The organism is Acidobacteriota bacterium (assembly GCA_040754075.1).
In the GTDB taxonomy this organism is placed as follows: Bacteria; Acidobacteriota; Blastocatellia; order UBA7656; family UBA7656; genus JBFMDH01.
Genome location: JBFMDH010000051.1, coordinates 11,729 through 31,671, shown reverse-complemented (window position 1 = coordinate 31,671; position 19,943 = coordinate 11,729). Strand labels below are relative to the sequence as shown.

General features: G+C 50.2%; 18 protein-coding genes. 6 read left to right on the top strand and 12 right to left on the bottom strand.

Annotated features, from left to right (window positions below):
* The 3 genes from AB1757_30340 to AB1757_30330 form a co-directional block, all read right to left on the bottom strand.
* The coding region (locus AB1757_30340; GenBank protein ID MEW6131367.1) for a hypothetical protein at nucleotides 1-232 on the bottom strand (232 nt) is incomplete at its 3' end.
* Nucleotides 233-777: 545 nt separating this feature from the next.
* Nucleotides 778-1,863, bottom strand: coding sequence for an AI-2E family transporter (locus tag AB1757_30335; protein ID MEW6131366.1), 1,086 nt, complete (start codon nucleotides 1,861-1,863; stop codon nucleotides 778-780).
* A 7-nt stretch (nucleotides 1,864-1,870) separates the two neighbouring features.
* Nucleotides 1,871-2,233 carry a hypothetical protein gene (locus tag AB1757_30330; GenBank protein MEW6131365.1) on the bottom strand — a complete coding sequence of 121 codons (363 nt, stop codon included), beginning with the start codon at nucleotides 2,231-2,233 and terminating at the stop codon, nucleotides 1,871-1,873.
* A gap of 323 nt (nucleotides 2,234-2,556) precedes the next feature.
* Here AB1757_30330 and AB1757_30325 point away from each other — a divergent pair, with 323 nt between their 5' ends.
* Nucleotides 2,557-3,453 (top strand): ATP-binding cassette domain-containing protein, encoded by an 897-nt coding sequence (locus AB1757_30325; GenBank protein ID MEW6131364.1) that lies wholly within the window; start codon nucleotides 2,557-2,559, stop codon nucleotides 3,451-3,453.
* Between the two features lie 9 nt (nucleotides 3,454-3,462).
* A complete protein-coding gene (locus AB1757_30320; GenBank protein MEW6131363.1) occupies nucleotides 3,463-4,710 on the top strand; it encodes a DUF4010 domain-containing protein in 1,248 nt (415 codons plus the stop codon).
* A gap of 101 nt (nucleotides 4,711-4,811) precedes the next feature.
* Here AB1757_30320 and AB1757_30315 read toward each other — a convergent pair whose 3' ends face one another.
* Together AB1757_30315 and AB1757_30310 are read right to left on the bottom strand one after the other, a co-directional pair.
* Complete coding sequence (locus tag AB1757_30315; GenBank protein MEW6131362.1) at nucleotides 4,812-7,553, bottom strand: calcium-translocating P-type ATPase, PMCA-type; 2,742 nt, start codon at nucleotides 7,551-7,553, stop codon at nucleotides 4,812-4,814.
* A 63-nt stretch (nucleotides 7,554-7,616) separates the two neighbouring features.
* On the bottom strand, nucleotides 7,617-8,087 hold the full coding sequence (locus AB1757_30310) for a universal stress protein (protein ID MEW6131361.1): 471 nt from the start codon (nucleotides 8,085-8,087) through the stop codon (nucleotides 7,617-7,619).
* Between the two features lie 371 nt (nucleotides 8,088-8,458).
* Between AB1757_30310 and AB1757_30305 the strand changes: the two genes are divergently transcribed.
* Together AB1757_30305 and AB1757_30300 are read left to right on the top strand one after the other, a co-directional pair.
* Nucleotides 8,459-9,076, top strand: coding sequence for a phosphoribosyltransferase family protein (locus AB1757_30305; protein ID MEW6131360.1), 618 nt, complete (start codon nucleotides 8,459-8,461; stop codon nucleotides 9,074-9,076).
* Nucleotides 9,077-9,095: 19 nt separating this feature from the next.
* A complete protein-coding gene (locus AB1757_30300) occupies nucleotides 9,096-10,025 on the top strand; it encodes an alpha/beta hydrolase (GenBank protein ID MEW6131359.1) in 930 nt (309 codons plus the stop codon).
* A gap of 171 nt (nucleotides 10,026-10,196) precedes the next feature.
* On the opposite strand, the gene AB1757_30295 is transcribed toward AB1757_30300, so the two are convergent.
* From AB1757_30295 to AB1757_30285, 3 genes are read right to left on the bottom strand one after another with little or no spacing between them, the layout of a single operon-like run.
* On the bottom strand, nucleotides 10,197-11,195 hold the full coding sequence (locus AB1757_30295) for a DUF4440 domain-containing protein (protein ID MEW6131358.1): 999 nt from the start codon (nucleotides 11,193-11,195) through the stop codon (nucleotides 10,197-10,199).
* Nucleotides 11,196-11,231: 36 nt separating this feature from the next.
* Complete coding sequence (locus AB1757_30290; protein MEW6131357.1) at nucleotides 11,232-11,987, bottom strand: glucose 1-dehydrogenase; 756 nt, start codon at nucleotides 11,985-11,987, stop codon at nucleotides 11,232-11,234.
* A 13-nt stretch (nucleotides 11,988-12,000) separates the two neighbouring features.
* Nucleotides 12,001-13,527 (bottom strand): porin, encoded by a 1,527-nt coding sequence (locus AB1757_30285; protein MEW6131356.1) that lies wholly within the window; start codon nucleotides 13,525-13,527, stop codon nucleotides 12,001-12,003.
* Between the two features lie 272 nt (nucleotides 13,528-13,799).
* Here AB1757_30285 and AB1757_30280 point away from each other — a divergent pair, with 272 nt between their 5' ends.
* On the top strand, nucleotides 13,800-16,013 hold the full coding sequence (locus AB1757_30280; protein ID MEW6131355.1) for a hypothetical protein: 2,214 nt from the start codon (nucleotides 13,800-13,802) through the stop codon (nucleotides 16,011-16,013).
* A 78-nt stretch (nucleotides 16,014-16,091) separates the two neighbouring features.
* Here AB1757_30280 and AB1757_30275 read toward each other — a convergent pair whose 3' ends face one another.
* From AB1757_30275 to AB1757_30265, 3 genes are all read right to left on the bottom strand, one after another.
* Nucleotides 16,092-16,514, bottom strand: a complete 423-nt coding sequence (locus tag AB1757_30275; GenBank protein ID MEW6131354.1) for an arsenate reductase ArsC — start codon at nucleotides 16,512-16,514, stop codon at nucleotides 16,092-16,094.
* Between the two features lie 74 nt (nucleotides 16,515-16,588).
* Nucleotides 16,589-17,380 (bottom strand): arsenite methyltransferase, encoded by a 792-nt coding sequence (locus AB1757_30270; GenBank protein MEW6131353.1) that lies wholly within the window; start codon nucleotides 17,378-17,380, stop codon nucleotides 16,589-16,591.
* Between the two features lie 26 nt (nucleotides 17,381-17,406).
* Nucleotides 17,407-17,874: an ArsI/CadI family heavy metal resistance metalloenzyme gene (locus AB1757_30265; protein ID MEW6131352.1), complete on the bottom strand. Its 468-nt coding sequence runs from the start codon at nucleotides 17,872-17,874 to the stop codon at nucleotides 17,407-17,409.
* A gap of 57 nt (nucleotides 17,875-17,931) precedes the next feature.
* On the opposite strand from AB1757_30265, the gene AB1757_30260 reads away from it, so the two are divergent.
* Nucleotides 17,932-18,390 (top strand): metalloregulator ArsR/SmtB family transcription factor, encoded by a 459-nt coding sequence (locus tag AB1757_30260; GenBank protein MEW6131351.1) that lies wholly within the window; start codon nucleotides 17,932-17,934, stop codon nucleotides 18,388-18,390.
* 152 nt (nucleotides 18,391-18,542) lie between these two features.
* Here the strand turns inward: AB1757_30260 and AB1757_30255 are convergent, their stop codons facing one another.
* Nucleotides 18,543-19,640, bottom strand: a complete 1,098-nt coding sequence (locus AB1757_30255; GenBank protein MEW6131350.1) for a GNAT family N-acyltransferase — start codon at nucleotides 19,638-19,640, stop codon at nucleotides 18,543-18,545.
* Nucleotides 19,641-19,943: the final 303 nt, after the last annotated feature.

Genomic DNA, 19,943 nt, shown 5'->3' with positions numbered 1-19,943 from the left:
TTTGTCCGTTGTTATCCAAAGGCAAGGCACTAAACACAACACTTTGTCCCTGATAGCCGACAAATTTGGCAGGAGAGATTTGCAGTGAAGCCACTCTGGTAAGGCGTTCGTTCAACGTCTCGCGGTGGCGCTGCGCGGGTTTGCCTCCGAACAACCACCTGAAAAACGAAGTGACGCTGCTCATCGGCGCGGTCACCACATGGGTGGTTGCATTGAACGTAGTAGATGCCAAGACCTGCGCGCCTTGAAGGAATGAGCTGTGAATTGGCAGAATCAATAAACTCAACATCAATATCAAACAAAGTAAGGTTCTGACAGCCTGATGTTTAATTGCGGCATGGATATTGCGGGGGGGGGAATTAAATTTTCGCATGGTAACCTCTGGCGACGCTTCGATAAATTGGTTAAGTGAACAACTGGCTCAATGAACATCTCACCGAGTCGAAAGTAAAAAGCTGAATCGGGTAATCGAAAAATGACTGCGGCAGTATACGAAAATTAAGCCGCAAATTTCAAGCACTATTTTCTGAAATATTACTTGCATTTTTGTTACAGGAAATTGAAACCTGGCTTGGCTCGCTTGGAAGAACGAATGCCGGTAAAGTTTTTTGCGTCATTTGTGATAGAAATTTTCTACTCTCACCTTTGTCCATTTTTCAGATGCGAGACACCTTGATTTACAGGCTTTTTTTCAGGCGCGGTTCAACAATCTAATTGATAATTAGCCATCCAAGTCCTTTCTTTTGGTTGTGCTGTTCCAAAAAGGACAAAGTCGAGCTAAGTAGAATTTTCCACTTTATGTTCGTGCAAACTCGCATTCCAGATTTTCATTTCATCTCTGAGCATTTTCCAGACGCTGATGCTGATGGCTAAAACTATGGGTCCGACAAAAAGCCCGATGATGCCGAATTCCTGCACCCCGCCAAACAGCGCGAAAAACAGGAGCAAAGTGGGTAGGTCTGCCTGCCCGCTCATCACATAAGGACGAATGATATTATCGACTGTGCCGATGACCGCCGCGCCAAAGATAATCAGAAAAATTCCTTTGCCGTAACTGCCGCTCAAAATCAAGAGAATCGCAGCGGGCAACCAGACGATTCCTGAACCGACCATCGGAATCAGCGAAAAGATTGCCGTCACCACGCCCCAGAGAATCGGCGAAGGCAAGCCCAAAACCCAGAAGGCAACGCCGGTGAGTGAGCCTTGCGCGATGGCAACCGCCAGTGACCCGTAGATGCTTGCGGTAATCGTGCGACTGATGTCGGCAAACAGTTTTTCAATCTGTTCATGGGTAAGCGGGATGGTTGCTGCCAGACGCCGGCGCGTATGATCGCCTTCGCGAAACAGGAAAAACAGGGTGAAAAAGGCAATCACCGAATTGAGTATCAGCGAGGTTACATTGCCAACCATGCCTCTGGCAAAATTCACCAGAAAACCGCTGATTTCCCGTAACCGGCTAAGTAATGCGTCGCGTAAATTGAATTCCGAGAGGTCAACATACTTGCCGACCCAGGCGAGCGGACGTTCCAGCAAATGCATAATGAAAGGCGTCCAGCCGCCCTCTTCGGCGCTTCGTTCACTTAAAGCTTTGTAGGTGTCGGTCAGTTCTCTGGTAATCGCCACCCCGAGCAATACGGTGGGAACGATGATCACCAGAATGACCAGGAGCGTCGAAATCAACGCCGCCAGATTGGCATTGCGAACGCGCTTATGCACGCGTATGTGCACCGGATGAAAGGCAATGGCGAGCACAAGCGCGGTAATAATCGGTTGCAGAAACGGCTTGGCAATGATGTAACAGAAATAAAATGCAAACAGCGCCAGAGTTACCAGAAAAATAATGCCAATCGTTTTTTTCGTCATAGGCGCATCAGGCTTTCAAAATTTTTTTGCCGATGCTGGTAACTATAACTCCTAAAATCGTTCCTGCGCCAAAGGCAATTGCAATGGAGCGAATCGGATGATGTTTGACGCGATAGGCAGTCTCGTCCACTAAATCTTCGGCGGCATTGACGCCGCGTTTGAGGGCGCGTCGCGCTTCACGTTTGCTATCTTCGAGGGCGTCGGTGACCGCGTGCGATACGTTAGCTTTAAGGCGCGTGGCTTCGTGCCCGAGGTTGGCTGCCTGAATGCCGACATTGACGGCTTTCGCAAAAAAACCATCTTTTTTCTCTGTCGTTTCTTCGATGGCAGTCTCTTTGAGCGTCTCTTTTTTCATGACTGTTCCCAACATAAGACACATCCTCCCAACAAAAAATTTATCCTTCTTTTCACTGCAATATTGATGCCGCATTAAATCGGGTAATTTGCGAAGCGAAAGCCGCTTTTATGGGTAAACTTGCCGCCTTGGTTGCGTGAAACTACCCAAACCCATCAGGTACACGGATTGCCTTGGCTGAAGTAAAAAGTAAAAAGGTAAAAGTAAAAAGTAAGAAACGTGGTCGGGCATTCCCTTGCTTTTACCGTTGTTGGTTTACGACAAAGTTGCTCTTTAATTTTCGATTTTGCCTTTTTAATTTTCACTTTTTACTTTTTACTTATTTTCAGGAGGTTTCCATGAGCGAAGCATTCAACAGCGCAGGCGAGACCCCTGCGATAGCCTTTAGTGATGTGTCGATGAGTTTCGATGAGCAGCGGGTTTTGAGCCGCATCAGTTTCAACCTTGAACGCAATCAGATGATCATTATCACCGGCAATTCGGCATCCGGGAAATCGGTGTTGCTGCGTCTCGCCATAGGACTTTTGCAACCCGACGAAGGAGAGATTTTTATTGGCGGGCAGGAAATCGACCAGCTTGCGGAAAACCAGTTGCTCGAATTGCGCAGTAACCTGATGGGCATCGCCTTTCAGGAAGACACCTTGTTTACCGGCATGAAGGTTTTCGATAACGCCGCTTATCGACTGGTTGAACACAACTGGCAGGAGGCGGAAGTTGACCGGGCAGTCTTTGAAATTTTGCATTTCGTCGGACTCGAAAACGATATGGAAAAACTGCCGGAAGAGTTGTCCATCGGCATGCGCCGGCGACTGGAATTGGCGCGGGCGCTTGCCGGGTGGCCGCCGATTATGCTCTTTGATGAACCGACCTCCGGGCTTGACCCAATCAATGCCCGCATGATTTTGGATTTGGTGATTCGCGCCCGTGATATTCATCACATCTCATCGCTTCTGGTCAGTAAAGAACTTCATCAAATTAAATATATCGCTGAACATTACGCCGCAGCAGAAGGTGGGCAGGTCGTCATTCGTCAGGGCGCGCCCGTCGAAGCCCCTGAAATTAAAATCATGGTGCTAGACCACGGCGAGATGATTTTTTTCGGCAATCTGTCGGAATTTGAAAACTCTACGTTGCCCGCGGTCGTGCGGTTCAAAGACCGCACTGCCGTGATGCATGAAGCGGGAACTTATGAGAAAGACCCCTGGGAAAATATTGCCAAATGGAAGCACCTTTGAAGAAGTGACATGAGCATTGCGCAGGTTTTTTTACAACTCGGCATCGCCCTTGGGCTTGGCGCGCTCGTCGGGCTTCAACGAGAGCGCGTCGAATCGCGGCTCGCGGGGATTCGCACCTTTCCGCTAATCACGGTTTTCGGCAGCATCTGCGGATTGATTGCCCAGACCTTTGGCGGTTGGGTGATCGCTGCGGGTTTTTTGGCAATGGCGGCGACGATTGTCATCGGCGACCTGATTCGTTTGAAAAAGGAGGACGGGGAACATCTCGACCCGGGGCTGACGACAGAAATTGCCATGCTTTTAATGTTTGCGCTCGGCGTCTATTTAACCGTCGGTCACAAAGAGATTGCCATTGCCATTGGCGGCGGCGCGGCGGTGTTGTTGCAATTCAAAAATCAGATGCATGCGGTGGTGGCGAAACTCGGCGAAGAAGATTTGAAAGCCATCATGCAATTTGCCTTGATTTCACTGGTGATTCTGCCGGTGTTGCCCGACGCAACCTATGACCGGTTTTCGGTAATCAATCCGCGACAAATCTGGTATATGGTGGTGCTCATCGTTGGCATCAGTCTCGGCGGTTATATCGTCTATAAATTTTTCGGCAAAAATGCGGGCATTGTCTTAGGCGGCATTCTCGGCGGGACGATTTCCAGCACTGCGACGACCGTCAGTTTTTCGCGCCGCACCAAAGCCGCGCCGGCAACCTCACTGACAGCAACCATCGTGATAATGATTGCGTCATCGGTGGTACTGGTTCGCGTGATGCTGGAAATCGCGGTGATTTCATTAGCTTTTTTTAAGCAGGCGATTTTGCCGTTAGCTATTTTGTTGCTGCTCTTGGCGGCGCTTTCGCTGGGGTTATGGTTCTGGGGACAGAAACAGGAAACCGAAATGCCGCCGCAGGAAAACCCTTCGGAGTTAAAATCCGCCCTGTTTTTCGGGTTGATTTATGCATTGGTGCTGTTTGCGGTTGCCGCCGCCAAAGCGCGTTTCGGCGACCGTGGGCTTTATATCGTCGCGGCGCTTTCGGGACTCACGGATGTGGATGCGATTACCCTATCGACGGCGCACCTGGTTGACGGCGAACGCCTCGATGGCGATACCGGTTGGAAAGTCGTATTGGTGGCGCTGTTATCGAATTTAGTCTTCAAAGCCGGGGCTGCTGCTCTGTTGGGCAGCCGCCTGCTGTTAAAAAAGCTCGGCTCGTTTTATGCAGTGGTTTTGGTGGTCGGGATTTTAATTTTGTTGATGTGGTAAATCAGTGGACGAACGTCTGCCGATTTTACACCCCGAATATTTATTGATTGGCGCGGAAACCAGAGTCTCATCGTGAACTCTCCATCTTGCGCAACTTGTGTTTAATCGAACACCTGATCACGCTTTCGTATCTGTACAATCGCTTTCACCACCTCGACAATCACCATCGGCGCAAACAGAGACATCGCCGCGATGTACCAATCGGTTGGCGCAAGCGGCGCGGTATCCAAAACTTTGGCGAGCGGCGCAAAATAGACGGCAAGCAATTGCAATCCGATGACCATCCCGGTTGCCATCCACACGAATGGATTATTGAATAATCCGACAAACAACGAATGCGTCCGCGACCGGCAATTGAAAAAATGACCGAGTTGCACATTGATTAATGAAATCAAGGCGATGGTGCGGGCGTGAGTTCCTTCGCCGTAGGTTTGCAAAGCCCATAGATAACAGGCAATCGCGATGCTGGCAAGCAGGGCGCTTTGCCAGCCAATCAATAATAGAAAGGGACGCGACAGCAGAGCTTCCTGCGGTGAGCGCGGATGGTGTTTCATGACGCCGCGTGAAGGCGGTTCAACTGCCAGAGCGAAAGCCGGAAAAATATCGGTCACAAAATTCATCCACAAAATCTGCAAAGGCAGAAGCGGCAACGGCAAGCCTGCAAGAATCGCTGCGAAGATAACCAGGACTTCGGCGAAATTGTGCGAGAACATCATATGCACAAACTTGGTGATATTGGCGTAAATCGTCCGCCCGCCTTCGATGGCTTTAATCAGCGTTGCAAAATTGTCATCGGCTAACACCACATCGGCGGCTTCGCGCGCCACATCCGTGCCGCGCATTCCCATAGCAATGCCGATGTCTGCGCGTTTGAGCGCCGGCGCATCGTTTACCCCGTCGCCGGTTACAGCAACAATCTCACCGGCTTGCTTGAGGGCGTCCACAATGCGCAGTTTGTCTTCGGGCGAAACCCGCGCAAACACCGTTGCGGTGCGCGCCAACTCCGCAAGATTTTCCTGTGAGGCTTCCGTAAGGTCGCGCGCGTGCAGCGCCTGCAATTCGCTATCGCCGCTGAGTCCCAATTCTCTGGCGATGGCGCGGGCGGTGTTGATTTGATCGCCCGTGAGCATCACCGTGCGAACCCCTGCGCCTTGCGCGAGTTTGATAGCGGCGGGAACCTCTGCGCGCGGCGGGTCGATCATTCCGACAAAACCGAGAAAGGTGAAGCGGTGATTTTCATTATGCGATGCTGCGGTGGCTTTTTCGTTGGTTAAAGAGGCGACGGCTTCAAGCGCTTCATGGGCTTCCAGCTTTCTTTCGGCAAGCGCCAGCACGCGCAACGCCTGGTCAGCCATCTCGTCATTGATCTCTAGAAAATATTTGCGCTTCGCTTCATCAAGCGGTACAGGTTCAAGTGCGGGTGTCGCAAAATGCGAACAATTTTTCAGGACGACACCCGGCGCGCCTTTGAGCGCGGCAAAACGTTTGCCATCGCCGATTTCGTGAATCGTCAACATGCGTTTGGTGGCGGTGTCGAAAGGCACCTCAAACAGCTTTTTGTGATTTTCTCTTTCGCGGACGACATCAAATCCGAGCTGATGCGCCATCACCAACAATGCGGTTTCCGTGGGGTCGCCAAGCGTTTGCAACTTGCCGTCTGTCTGATTGATTGCCGAGGCTTCGTTGCAAAGCAGGGCAACGCGCGCGGCGCTGGCTAATAATTGATTTTCTTCTATCGTTGGATTTTTTTCATCAAGGTGAATCGCTGCGCTATCGGCGAGAAAAATTTCCCGCGCCGTCATGCGGTTTTCCGTAAGCGTGCCGGTTTTATCCGAACAGATGATGGTCGTGCTGCCAAGCGTTTCAACGGCTGACAAACGGCGCACGATGGCGCGTTCGCGAGCCATGCGCAAAACTCCGAGCGCCAAAATTAAAGTTGTGACCGCAGGCAATGCTTCCGGCACGGCAGCAACCGCAAGGCTGATGGCGACTTCGAGCATCATCCAGATATTTTCGCCATGAAACCAACCCGCCAGAAAAACGATTGCGGCAACTCCCAGCACGATATAAACCAGATGCTGCCCGAGTTCGCCAAGTTTTCGTTCAAGCGGCGTCGATTCTTTCGCGGTGCCTGCAAGCAGTTTTCCGATTTGCCCCAGTTCAGTATTGATGCCGGTTGCGGTGACCAGCATGAGCGCGTGCCCTGCGGCGATGGTGGTTCCGAGATAGAGCATGGAACTGCGTTCAGCAAGCGGCGCGTCTTTGCTTACCGGCTCAACCCCTTTCGTGACCGTCGCGCTTTCGCCGGTGAGCGCAGATTCTTCGGCAAACAGATTGGCGCATTCAATCAAGCGACCATCAGCGGGTATGCGGTCTCCGGCATTCAAAATCACCAGATCGCCGGGGAGTAATTCTTCGGCATCAATGAGGGTTTCCTGTCCGTTACGACGCACACGGGCAGAGGCGCGCGCCTGTTTGCGAAGCGCCTGCAAGGCGCGACTGGCTTGCCATTCGGTGGCAAACCCGACCAGCGCATTCACAACCAGCACCACCAAAATCGCCAAGCCTTCGATGGTGTCGCCGCGAAGCAAAGCAATTAAGGATGCGCCAAGCAACAAAGCCACAATCAAACTGAGAAATTGATCAACGAGCGCCCGCCACATAGAGCGGGTTTGCGCGTCCGGCAAACGGTTTTTACCGAACTGCGACTCGCGCCTGGTAATCTCCTCGGCGCTGAGTCCGGTTTGGGGATTGATCTCAAAAAATTCTATGACCGTTGCAACGGGTGTGGCATGGGCTAAGCTGGAGGCGTTGATTTTTGCAGGCTCCGGGTTTTCGTTCATACACGATTCGCTTATTCGCTATGGCTGCCGAAAAAACTGAGTTTAAAAATAGAGGGGAAGCCATTATGCTTCGTGGTCTAAGCGAACCACCAGGGTCGGGCAAGGCGATTTTCTAAGTACACTTTCGGTTACGGAACCGAGCAAGGTGCGGATCAATTCGGTTACCGCAGAAACGCCGCGCATGCCGATGACAATCATATCGGCACGAATTTCTCCGGCATATTCGACGATTTCACTTTTCGGGTCGCCGTGCCGGTGCAGATACTCAATCGGCACGTCGGTTTCATCGCATCCGGCGAGCATACTCGAAAACCGCATTTCGATTAATTGATGAATTTTGGTTTGCAGTTCTTCATCGCTCGATGCGGCTTCGACCAAGCCTTCTTTCAAGGCAATTCGCAAGGTGCTTTCGTCCTGGACATGCAGCACAAAAAGTTTGGCTTCGAGTTGTTTCGCAAGATTAAACGCCGTGGTAAAAGCCACTTGAGCATTTTCACTGAAATCGGTTGGAACCAGAATATTTTCTATTCGCACAACTTGTCGTCCTTCCTCATTAAATTTCAGAAGAAACATCATATTGCTGTGGAGAAGAAGCGTAAAGTGAATTATCTGTGCATGACCTTATTGATACCACTTCGTTCTCCACAGCTAAAAATAACCCTCTGCAAATCGGATACCGCGCTTTTACAAGCCAATTCAATGAAGTTAATTTGAGAAGCTAAATCGCCATGCGGGCTTTCACGCAAAACTTTGTGGAAAATTTCGCTGTGCCCTGAATTCGCTGGATGCCATCACTTGCCGGTTCTCACTTTGCCTTTTGGGAGTTGCCTTCATATAATCGACCCACTAAGCTGAAATTTAATTGAAAATCTCAGTTCTGACTCTCGACCAACAAGGAGACCATCATGTTAGTTCCTAAAGTTCAACTCATACCCTCACAAGAAGATGTCATGAATTTTTTACGTAAAGCCGGGGCGCTGCGCGAAGGGCGGTTTGCATACCCGGACGGCAAACAATCGCAATATTATTTTCAAATGCCGATGGCGATGCGTTATCACGGTGACGCCCGCGTGTTGAATGTCGCGCTGTCGCGTAAATTCAGAAAAGAGCCGGAAGTCTTAGCCGCGCTTCCGAATTGCGCTATCGTTGCGCCTTCATCGGGTGGCATTCCTGTAGCTTTCGGCATCCGCGAAGCCCTCGATGCCGACCAGATTTTCTGGGCTGAAAAGGACGACAAACGCAATTTCTATTTCCGCCAGTATATGGATGTGAAAGGCACGAAATGCATTATCGTTGATGATATGGTGCGCTCAGGCAGTGTGATGACGCGCTTTGTCAATTTCGTGCGCGAAGCGGGCGCGGAAGTCATCGCTTGCGGTTCACTGGTTCATTTCAAAGATGCGAAACTCAATATCGGCGATATTCCCTACTACTCGCTGCTCGATATTGATGCCAGATTTTATAACTCTGATGAATGGCCCGCCGATAAAGCAAATTTAGCTGTCGAAAAAGTTTGGTTCTAATTTTAAGAGGTAGAGGTTGATGAAAAATTTGATGATTCGCTCACTCGCAAACCGCGTCATCACGATGATGACGCTGGCTTTTATTTTCACTTTTGTATCGGCGGCGTCGGCGCAAACTTCAGCTACTGCCACGCAAGCGGCAATTCAAGATAAAACCGCAACCGTGTATGGCGTAAAGATTCGCTATCAGGAAGCCGGCAACGGACCTGCGGTGATTTTGTTACACGGATTGGGGGTGGATTCCTCAAGCTGGCAAATGAATATCGCGGCGCTGGCGCAAAAGTATCGCGTCATTGCGCCTGACCAGATTGGTTTCGGCAAATCCGATAAACCGTTTATCAATTATCGCGTCGGCACGCTGGTTGATTTTTTGAACGGTCTGATGAAAGAGTTGAAAGTTGAACGCGCCAGTTTAGTCGGCAATTCGCTTGGCGGTTTTACCGCAGCAGCGTTCGCTTTGGCTTACCCGGACAAAGTTGACAAACTCGTGCTGGTTGACGCTGCCGGTTATGCTGCGCCGAAAGACATTGACCCGCGCACGTTTAATGTTTTGAATCCTTCGACCCGCGAAGGCGTCAAACAGGTCATGTCTCTGGTGTTTTACGATAAGCAACGCTTCGCCAATGATGCAGCGGTTGATTTGCTCTACACCCGCAAAATGCAAGTAGGCGATGGGTACACGGTGCAGATGTTTATCGAATCGATTTTGCGCGGTGAAGATGTGCTCGACGGCAAACTCGATAAAATCAAACAACCGACATTGCTGGTCTGGGGACGCGAAGATATGCTGACGCCGCTGGCGATGGGCGAACGTTTCAACAAAGACATTAAAGGCTCGCAACTCTTCATCCTCGAAAAATGCGGACACGTTCCGCAGATGGAAAAAGCCGCTGAATTCAACGCCGCTGTGCTCAAGTTTTTAGGAAGCGGCAATCTGGCAGAGAAGTAAAAGCGGAAAAGCAAAAGTCAAAAGGCAAAAATGAAAGCGCGATTGCAATTTCATTTTTGCCTTTGGCTTTTTAAATTGTTTGTAGCGCGTTACAAACGCCACCAGTGAGTTTCGTTCTACCGGAAACTCTGATTAGCCACGATTCTTTAATTTTTGCCTTTTGCCTTTCTTTTATTTCACTTTTTTGCCTTGAATCTTTTCGCCGTTCAACACAACTTCAATGCCGGTGATTTTGCCGTCGGTGTCTTTCAAAAACGTGACTACGGCGTTGACGTTGGTGACTTTGAAACGGGTCTCGGTTTCGGGAAGCAACTCTTCCCGCGTATCGCCTTCGGGTTCGCCATAAAGCCGGTCGCCAACCTTGATAATATGCAGCAGTAAAATCGGCGTCTCGTAATCGCCGACATAAGCATCATAAATTTTCGGGTCTATTGACGATTTATTGTCACCGGTTTTCGCCTGATTTTCCTGGGGTTTCTTTTCCGGCAAGGGGCGCGGTTGAGGGATTGCGGTAAGCGCCGTCGATACCACTTGCCAGCGACCATTGCGCTTTGCCCAAACATCCAGGTAACGTTCGCGCACGGTCACTTCATTTCCACTTTCCATTTTCTTTTGAACCAGGATGCCGGTTATGACTGCCGTATTGCCATAAATGCGAACCTGAATTTCTTCGGTGCTCAGTTTGCCCACTGTAGAAGGCTCAGTTTTTTTCACCAATTCAATATCCTGCGCTTTGGTCAACACCTTGCCGTCTGCATAAGTGATGCTGAAATCGTCAGCTTCTATGCGCTGTAGGGGTGCCACGTCGCTTTTTTCATAAGCGTCGAGCCATTCCCGATCCAGTTTCAACAACTCCTGTTCGATAGCCGCATTTTTACTGGTGTTCGCAGGTTTTTCGGGGGTTGAGGTTTTGCTGCCGGGTTTATATTCAGCGAGCCATTCGACATCAACCGCATCAGCATTGCGCCGTTTCTTTTCGGCAATCAACCATTTGCCGCGCGCGTTCCAGGGCGGGCCGCCCATCGGGTCAATGTGACAAAAGCGGCAATCGGTCGCGCCGAATTTTTTCGCTTTGCCGACAAACGGCGGATAAGCCGAAACTGTAGCGGTTAATGCGGCAATCGCGCTGAAAACGAAAAGGCTCGCGACGCAGAATTTAATTTTGTTCATTCCACTCTCCTTCTACATTTGAAAGTACAGAATCCATCACCTAGCACAGGTCAATGCCCGCCCGCCATCAATGCTGATGGTTTCTCCGGTTATCCAGGCGGCGCTATCGGATGCGAGAAAATAGATGAGTTCGGCGACCTCTTGCGGCGTGCCGACGCGACCGAGCGGATGGGTGGTTTTGCTGTGCTCCAAAAACCTTGCATAAGCTTCTTCGTTCATGCCGCCCGTGCGATGCAATCCGCTGACGACCACACCGGGATTCACCGCATTGACGCGAATGCCTTTCGGCGCAAGTTCGAGAGCCGCGCAGCGCGTCAATTGATCAACCGCGGCTTTGCTGACGCAATACGCCAATACATTCGGAAACGAACGCAAGCCCGTGACGCTTGAAACATTGACGATGTTGCCACGATTTTTTTCAAGATGCGGCGCGGCGAGTTTCATCAAATGAAAAACCGACCGCACATTGATGTTCAACATTTCGTCCCAGAGTTCCAGCGAAGTCGCTTCGAGGCTGCCGCTTTTTAAAATTCCGGCGGCATTCACTAACACATCCAATCCGCCCATGAGTTCCAGAGCTTCTTGAATAGACGATTCTGTTTGCGCTTCATTGGCTAAATCGGCGGTGATGACAAAAGCTTCGCCGATGTTCAGCGCATTGACCACCGCTTCAAGCGCCTGCTCGCGCCTGCCGACCAGCGTGACCGTTGCCCCCGCTCGTAAAAATAATTCCGCAGTAGCGCGTCCAATGCCGCTTGACGCGCCGGTAACTAAAACTTTTTTATCTGTCATATAGTCGCTCATTTTAAAAAGTGAATTGTAAACGATTGAGATGGACAAAGTAATTTCTATCCTTGGGATTTGGTGAACGCACCGGGTCATTGAAACGTTCGATGCCGAAATCAATAACGTATTTCAGAAAACGATTCATATACCAGTTTGCGCCGAAATAAAAGCTTGCGGCGTGATTGGATTTCGCGGTGGCGTCGGCAACCTGCAAGCGCGCGAAACGCGCTTTCAATTCCCACGCGCCAAATCCGCGCGCGCTGCCATCATTGCTGAACAACTCATGTTTTGGCGTGACCGGGTTGGTTTCAGATTTGTTTTCGCCGGTGAGCAGATAGGTAAATTGTCCGACAAAAGCTTTCGCAACGACGCCCGGCAGGTCGCTACCGCCCAAGCCCAACCCCTCGCGCGCTTGATTGACCTGATCGTATTCAGCGCGAATCTGCGCCTGTCGCAGGGTCCAGGAAAATTCGCCGTTTGCCCGGGTGATTTTGCCGTTGACCGGTTCCGGTGCGAAGAACATAAAACTGCGGCTTTCCGTCTGTCCGGTGACGCTCACCCCGTCCTGGTTGCGCCCTTGCGCATAGGCGCCGCCGAAGGCGAAGTTTTTGAACATCGAACCGAGTTTATTTTTTAATGGCGAAAATCTGAAACGCACAATGCCTTCCGGGGTATTGTTGTTATTATTTGCGAGCAACCCTTTGCCGTTGAATGCGCCGATGGCATATTCAAACACGCCTTTGTTGATGAGACCAAAAGCCATCACGCCGGGGCTGCGACTCGGCGCCAGGTTATCTGCCATCGACCGTTCGACAAAATCGATATTGGTAATCGAAGACATCTCTTCCTGGCTGAACGGTTCTTTGAATTGTCCGAAACGCAATTGAAATTCATCGGTTTTATGAATGGTGAGGAAGGCATCGCGCAGCAAAGTGTTTCGGGTGTCCGCGAAATCGCCTTGCACACGATAGTCGAAATAGTTTGCCAGTTTGCCTTCGACGCCAAGCCTGGCGCGGCGCACCAGAAAAGTATCGGGCGGGTGGTCGCCCGCCTGATAACCGCGAAAATCGAATTGCGCAAAACCGATGATGTTGGTGGTGAAACTGCCATCGGCGCTTTGCAAAAATGCGTGGTCTTTATTCCATCCGGCGAGCGGCTTGTTCTCTTGGGCGGGTGCAGTCGCTTTTTCGTTGGTTGAGGGAGTTCCACTTTTCGGAGCGGTCGCTATTGTCGCATCAACTGATTTGGTTTCAACCGCAGGCGCTGTTGCGGGCTTGGTCAGTGCCGCATTCTTTTCTTCGACTTCACCGAGTCGTTTTTCCATTGCAGACATCAGCCGTTGTTGTTGTTCGACCAGTTTTTCAAGTTGATTGACGCGCAATTTGAGAACTTCGACATCATCCGCCTGCGGGTCTTTATGCGAGTCGGTTTGTCTTTGCGGCAGTTCGGTTGACGGGGAATCTGTTTGTGCTTGGGTTGTTAGAGTGAACACCACACCGAAAGCAAGCAGAAAGATAATTGCCCGGATATTGCTAGGTAAATTCATTAGTGAAAATTGCTCCTGTTTGGGTTTGACCGAGAATGTTACAGAAGTTTATCCGGGCTGTTAAGGCAAGGCGGGATTAAATAAATTCGCAAATCCATCTTAGCCTGAGCGTTCGTTTCTATGAACACCCTTGAAACAATCCGTGTTGCTCACAAGTTGCAAAGAGCAAAAAGCATTATAAATAGCCTGAGATTTTTGACCGTGCGCGAGGTCGCGCTTTGTTTGACTCTTGCAAACATACTCATGAAATTTATCTTTTTGGAGGACAGTTTATGAAATCACTCGCCACCTTTCTCATTTTGCTTCTGTTGGTCTCTCTCGCTCCGGCGCAAACCAAAAGCAAACGAATCACCACAACGCCACCGGCGGCAACCGCGCAGCCGGCAAAACCTGCTTTACCGATTCGCCGCGTCATTCTCTACAGCAACGGCGTAGCTTATTTTGAGCGACGCGGACAGGTAAACGGTCATGCGGAAATCAATCTGCCATTCAAGCAATCGCAGGTTGATGATGTATTGAAATCCATGGTGGTGTTGGATTTGAACAAAGGGCGTATTGGCGCGGTCAGTTACAACTCCTCTGCTCCTTCATCGGCAAGGCTTGCGGAAATTCCTTTTGCAATGGATGCCGGAACCAATAACGCTTCGGAAACCGGCGGACTTGCAGGGGTGTTGCAACAACTGCAAGGCGCGCGGGTGGCAATCACTTCATCAACTAACCAAACGGCGATTGGGGCAATTCTTACGGTCGAAGAACGCAAAGCGCAGATAGATGCAAACAAACCACCGATGGTTTCGCATTCGCTGGTTCTGGTTTCGGAAAGCGGGGAGATTAGCCGATTTATGCTTGAAGATTTACGCTCAGTGAAATTATTGGATGAAGGCGCGCGCCACGATATTAAGGAATTTGCTGATGCTTCGGCAGCGGCGCGGCGGCGTGATGCCAAGACCATTACCGTGACTTCGGATGGCGCGGGGGCGCGTGAGATGATTGTAAGTTACACCGTCGCTGCGCCGATATGGAAAACCACTTACCGGATAGTCGTTGACCAGACCGGCAAACCTTTCTTTCAGGGGTGGGCAATTGTTGACAATGTCAGCGATGAAGATTGGACAGACGTTTCCTTGTCGTTGGTGTCAGGTACGCCGATTTCATTCATTCAACCGATTCAACAACCTCTCTATCGCTATCGCCCGGTTGTGCCGTTGCCGGAAGATTTGCAACTCACCCCGCAAACCTATGATCCTGATGATGGAACTGAAGCAAACATGGGGATTGGCGGCAGCGGTTCAATTGGAAGCCAAGCGAAAAGCATCCAAACCGAAGGAGCCTCAGTAGATGGCGGAAGATTTAATCAGAAGAAAATCGAATCTCTGCCATTGAATGCGAGAAACTTTTTGAATCTCGCCGCGCTTGAACCCGGCGTTGCTGCCGAACCGAAAACCAGCATCAGCGATTTAATCACCGGCAAAGATTCGGGCGTGCAGACCGCCGCAACCGGCAACGAAGTTGGTGACCTTTTTGAATACCGCGTAGACCAGCCGATCACCGTGCAACGCAATCGCTCGGCGCTGATTCCGATTTTGCAAACGCAAATGACCGGCGAGCGCGTTTCCATTTATAACGACACCGTCAGAAAAGACCGACCGTTGAGCGGATTGCGCCTCAAAAACACTTCACAACTGACGCTTGAAGGCGGCTCGCTCACCATTATTGATGGCGATGCCTATGCGGGCGAAACCTTGATGGAACGTTTAAAGCCCGGCGAATTTCGTTTCATCTCATACGCGCTTGATTTGGGTACGCTGGTTACCTCGACAACCAAAGCAGACCGCGAACCCACATTTTTTGTACGCATCATCAATGGCGCATTTGAAGCGCATTACTATCAAACCAGTAAAAAAATTTATGCGATAACCAATCAGACAGACAAGCCGCGTGTGGTTTACATTCAACACCCTGCGCGTGACGGTTGGACGCTTTCCGATGACACCCCAAAGCCCGCCGCAAAAACCAATACGCTTTACGGATTTCGCGTTGAAGTTGAACCGCGCAAAACCGTGGAGTTAGCTGTTACAGAGAGACAAACCTTGGTGGATAGCTACGCAGTGTCGGAAATTACCCCACAAAATATCGAGGTTTTTGTGTCACGCAAATATCTGGATGCCGACACCAAAACCGCGCTTGAAAAAATTCTTGAGATTAAAGGAAAAATCGTTGCCCTGAATCAACGAATCGCCGCTGTAGAGGGAGAAAATGAGGAGATAACCACGGATCAGGAGCGATTGCGGGAAAATATCAAAGCCTTGAAAGACACCCCGGAAACCAAACAACTCATCGCGCGATATGTGGCAAAAGCCAATGAACAGGAGAGCCGATTGGAAGAAATCAATAAAGAAAAGCGCGCCGCTTTGGAAGAGAGCAGAAAGTTTCAGGCGGAATTGCAGGTGGCAATTCGCGCTCTGAATTTGAATCGAAAACTTTAAAAAAGTAATACGTGATAATCACTTGATGAAACGCCAATGCCTGATGCCAACACCCCAAGCATTTTCTCGCATCACGCATTACTTGGGGCTTTGGATGAACGCTTGCAGGTGGGCGCGGATTGCATCGCGCACGCGGCGAAACTCTGCGAGGCGCGTTGCAAAATCACCGACGGCGGCTGCCGGGTCATCGAAACTCCAGTGAATACGCCGGGTTTTGCCAGGAAAGACAGGACAATTTTCTCTGGCGTTATCGCAAACCGTAATCACCTCATCGAAAGCCTGTCCGGCAAATTCATCAACCGATTTTGAGCGATGCGTGGAAATGTCTATGCCGATTTCGCGCATCGCTTCGATGGCTTCGGGGCGAACCGTCGAAGGGTGTGTGCCGGCGCTGTGAACTTCAAACCTTGAACCGCCATCGTGACGCAGCAAGCCTTCAGCCATCTGGCTGCGCGCCGAATTGCCGGTGCATAAAATCAAAACCCGTTTCCGGTTATTCATCTTTGTAAATCGTCGCCTGAATCAATAGAGAGGTGAATCTGAATCCTCTCTATTGATTTTTTGAAAATGAAAAATTAATTCCCCGTAGCCTTTTCGCCGTAAACCGTGATGCTGAGCAAACGGCTGCCCGAAGTTTGCAATTCGTTTAAGGTCGCTTCGTCCAGCATCTGCCGTAAAATCTCATCGGGAAGGTGAATCTCTTTTTCTTTGGCAACGCGCACCCCCACAAAATTGCGTTCGGCGATTTCGAGGTATTCGGGCTTTTGCAAAGCCCCTGCGACACAACCGGCATAGGCTTCCGCCAGGTGTTTAACTTTAGCGGGCAACTCGCCTTCAAGGACAATATCGGAAATGCTGAAATGACCGCCGGGTTTTAAGACACGGGCAATTTCGGCAAACGCCTTTGCTTTATCGGGCACCAGATTCAACACGCAATTGCTGATGACGACGTCTGCCGTATGGGCTTCAACCGGCAGGTTTTCAATTTCGCCGAGTCGGAATTCGACATTGGCATAGCCCAGTTTTTCAGCGTTGGCGCGCGCCCGTTCAATCATCGCTGCGGTCATATCAACGCCAATGACTCTGCCGGACTCGCCGACGATGCGACGCGCTACAAACACATCGTTGCCCGCGCCGGAGCCTAAATCCAAAACCGTTTGCCCTTCGCGAAGTTGAGCGATTTCCGTAGGAATGCCGCACCCTAAGCCTAAATCGGCATCGGCAACGTACCCCTCGACCTGCGCGTAAGAATCGCCGACGAAATAGACTTCGCCGGAACAACAACCGCTGGATTTGGGTTTGACATTTTCAGCGATTGCGCCATATTTTTCTCTGACCATCTCTTTGATTTGTTCTGCGGTTTCCATTTTACACACTCCTTTTGAAATTTAATTTAACGCGAAAGCTGCACCGGTTTTATGGGCGCGCAACAGGCGGCTTCCTGCTGACTGAAATTCGCTTTTTCCGGCAAGTGGTCTTCCAGCACGACGAAGACTTCCCATTCGTTGCCGTCCGGGTCGTGCACCCAGGTTTTGTCTTGAATCGCATAACAACAATCGGTTTGCATTTCGTCGCGGATAACTAAACCTTCTTTAATCCACCGCTCGCGCACTGCCAGTACCTCTTCGGTTGAGGCGACTTGAATGCCGAGATGCGAAAGCGCCCCGCGTTCATTGAAAGGCACTTCGTTTAAAGTGAAATTGAGCGGCGGATTTTGGACATCGAATTTCGCGTAACCGGTGCGCACTTTAACGGGTTCAATAGCGAACAGCTTTTTATAGAATGCAATACTCGCTTGCAGGTTTTTGACGTTTAAAGCCAAATGGGCTTTTAAAGCGGTGACCGTGACAGGGGTTGACATGCAATTTTCTCCTTACGATTTTCTTAAATTCTCATATTCGCCTTGGCGAATGTGTTGATGCTACTTAAAAAATACATATTCGTCAATGCAAATATGTTGATTTGTGGTAAAATTATTTCCACTATGGGAAAAAATGAATATGAGATTGAAAAATTATTCAGCGCCTTAGCCGACCGGACGCGGCTACGTTTATTGAGTCTGATGGCAGATGGGGAAGTTTGTGTCTGCTTTTTTACGGAGGTTTTACGGGAAGGGCAGCCGAAAATTTCCCGGCATCTGGCATACCTGCGAAATGCGGGACTGGTAGAAGCGCGACGCGAAGGCAAATGGATGCACTATAAAATTATCGAACCGCCGGATGCCCATGCTGCGCGCATTTTTGCGGAAGTGCGCAAATGGCTTGCCGAAGATGCAGAGATGATGCGCGACCGCGAACGCTTGCAGAAAGTCTGTTGTTCGCCGCGCCTTCCGCTTACCTTGAAACGCGCCCCGCGTCCGGTTTTATCGAGCGTGTAAATCTGTGGAAGGCAACCTGCGAAGTTGCGACAAGCGGTCTTTACCTGCCCTGTCGGTTTTCGAGGTCGCATACGGGACAATTGTCGGTTAGCGGATGTAAAGGTGATGACAGATACCCAGGCTTGAATTAAATTTTTTACGAGGGCTAAGGTTTATTGCGGCAATCCATTCAACCGATTCACCCAGCCTTCGCCAAGGTAACGTTCCAGCAGGCGATCATTGGTTGCTTTGAGGTCTACCAGAATCAACCCGTCAAGCGCGTTGCAAAATGCCGCGTCCACGTTGAAGCCGAGAATTTTTCCCTCAAGTTTCAGGTAATGTTTGAGCAGTGTCGGAATCCCTTTGTGATCGGTTTCGATGGTGGAAATAAATGTCGACAATTCATCGACGCTGGAAATCATCCGTGTGGTGATTTTGGCGTCCCAGTTTTTCGCCACCGTTGGTCGGAATGGCTGGCGCGGCTTGACCAGGTCGGCGAACTCGCGATGCAACGCATAAGCGGTTAAATAATCAACCATCATCTGGCGCGAAAGTTCCGTGTAGGTGTTGCTGATGCTGACGGGCCCGAACAGCAGTTTGTATTTCGGATGGCGCAAAATAAATTGACCGATGCCTTTCCATAACAGAAAAAGCGCAGAAGGGGTTCTCTGATAATCGGGGTTTACAAAAGACCGTCCGAGTTCAAGCATCGGACCCGTCGCTTTGAAAAAGGCTTTTTTGAGTTTGAACAGGGTGTGTGTATAAAGTCCTTTTTTGCCGAAAACCTTCAGGATTTCATCAACTCTGCCGATGCGATAAGCGCCCACCAACGCCCCCTCATCTTTGTGCCAGACGAAAAGGTGATCGTAGTAAGCGTCATACTTATCCAAATCCAAACGATTGCCGGTGCCTTCGCCAACCGCGCGAAAAGCCATTTCCCGCAATCTGCCGATTTCCGTGAGCAGGTGCGGCAGTTGCCAGGAACGCGCTTGAAAGACCGCAAACTCGCCGGTTTCAAAGAGCAACTGTTCACGCGGCAGTTTATGAATATCGGATAGGAGCAGATATTTTTCGGTTGCGACAACCACCGGCGCAAAAAGATTTTCCGAGGGGCTTTTGGAAAAAGTGCGAGCGGAATGAAACGGGTCAGGTAGATAGTCAAGGGCGCGTTTGCCAAGCGAGCGGAGTTGTTTGTGGAAGGGCAGAGTGGTAGGTGAAGGCAAACCGGTTTGCTGAAGGGTATGCAATTCGTTGCCGTTTAGTGTGCTCATGAATTTAATCTCTAAAAATATCCACCGCAGGATCATTCAAAGCGTGTCGGCTCTAACCATCAGTTTCGAGGTTTGAGCGAAATCCCCCGATTGCTGACAACTCTCGAAACCGTCATCCCTCAACTTGGCAACAGGATAGTTGAATGACCCTGCGGCTTCCCCTATGAACGATGTTCACACCCGCATCATACAAAAGCCATATGAAATAGGCGTGAATATGAGGTTAAGGTTTTGTGAATCTTTGGGTGAAAAAAATAAAGGCGCAAGTGAACTTCATAAGCTTGCGCCTTTTAAGCAGGAGGT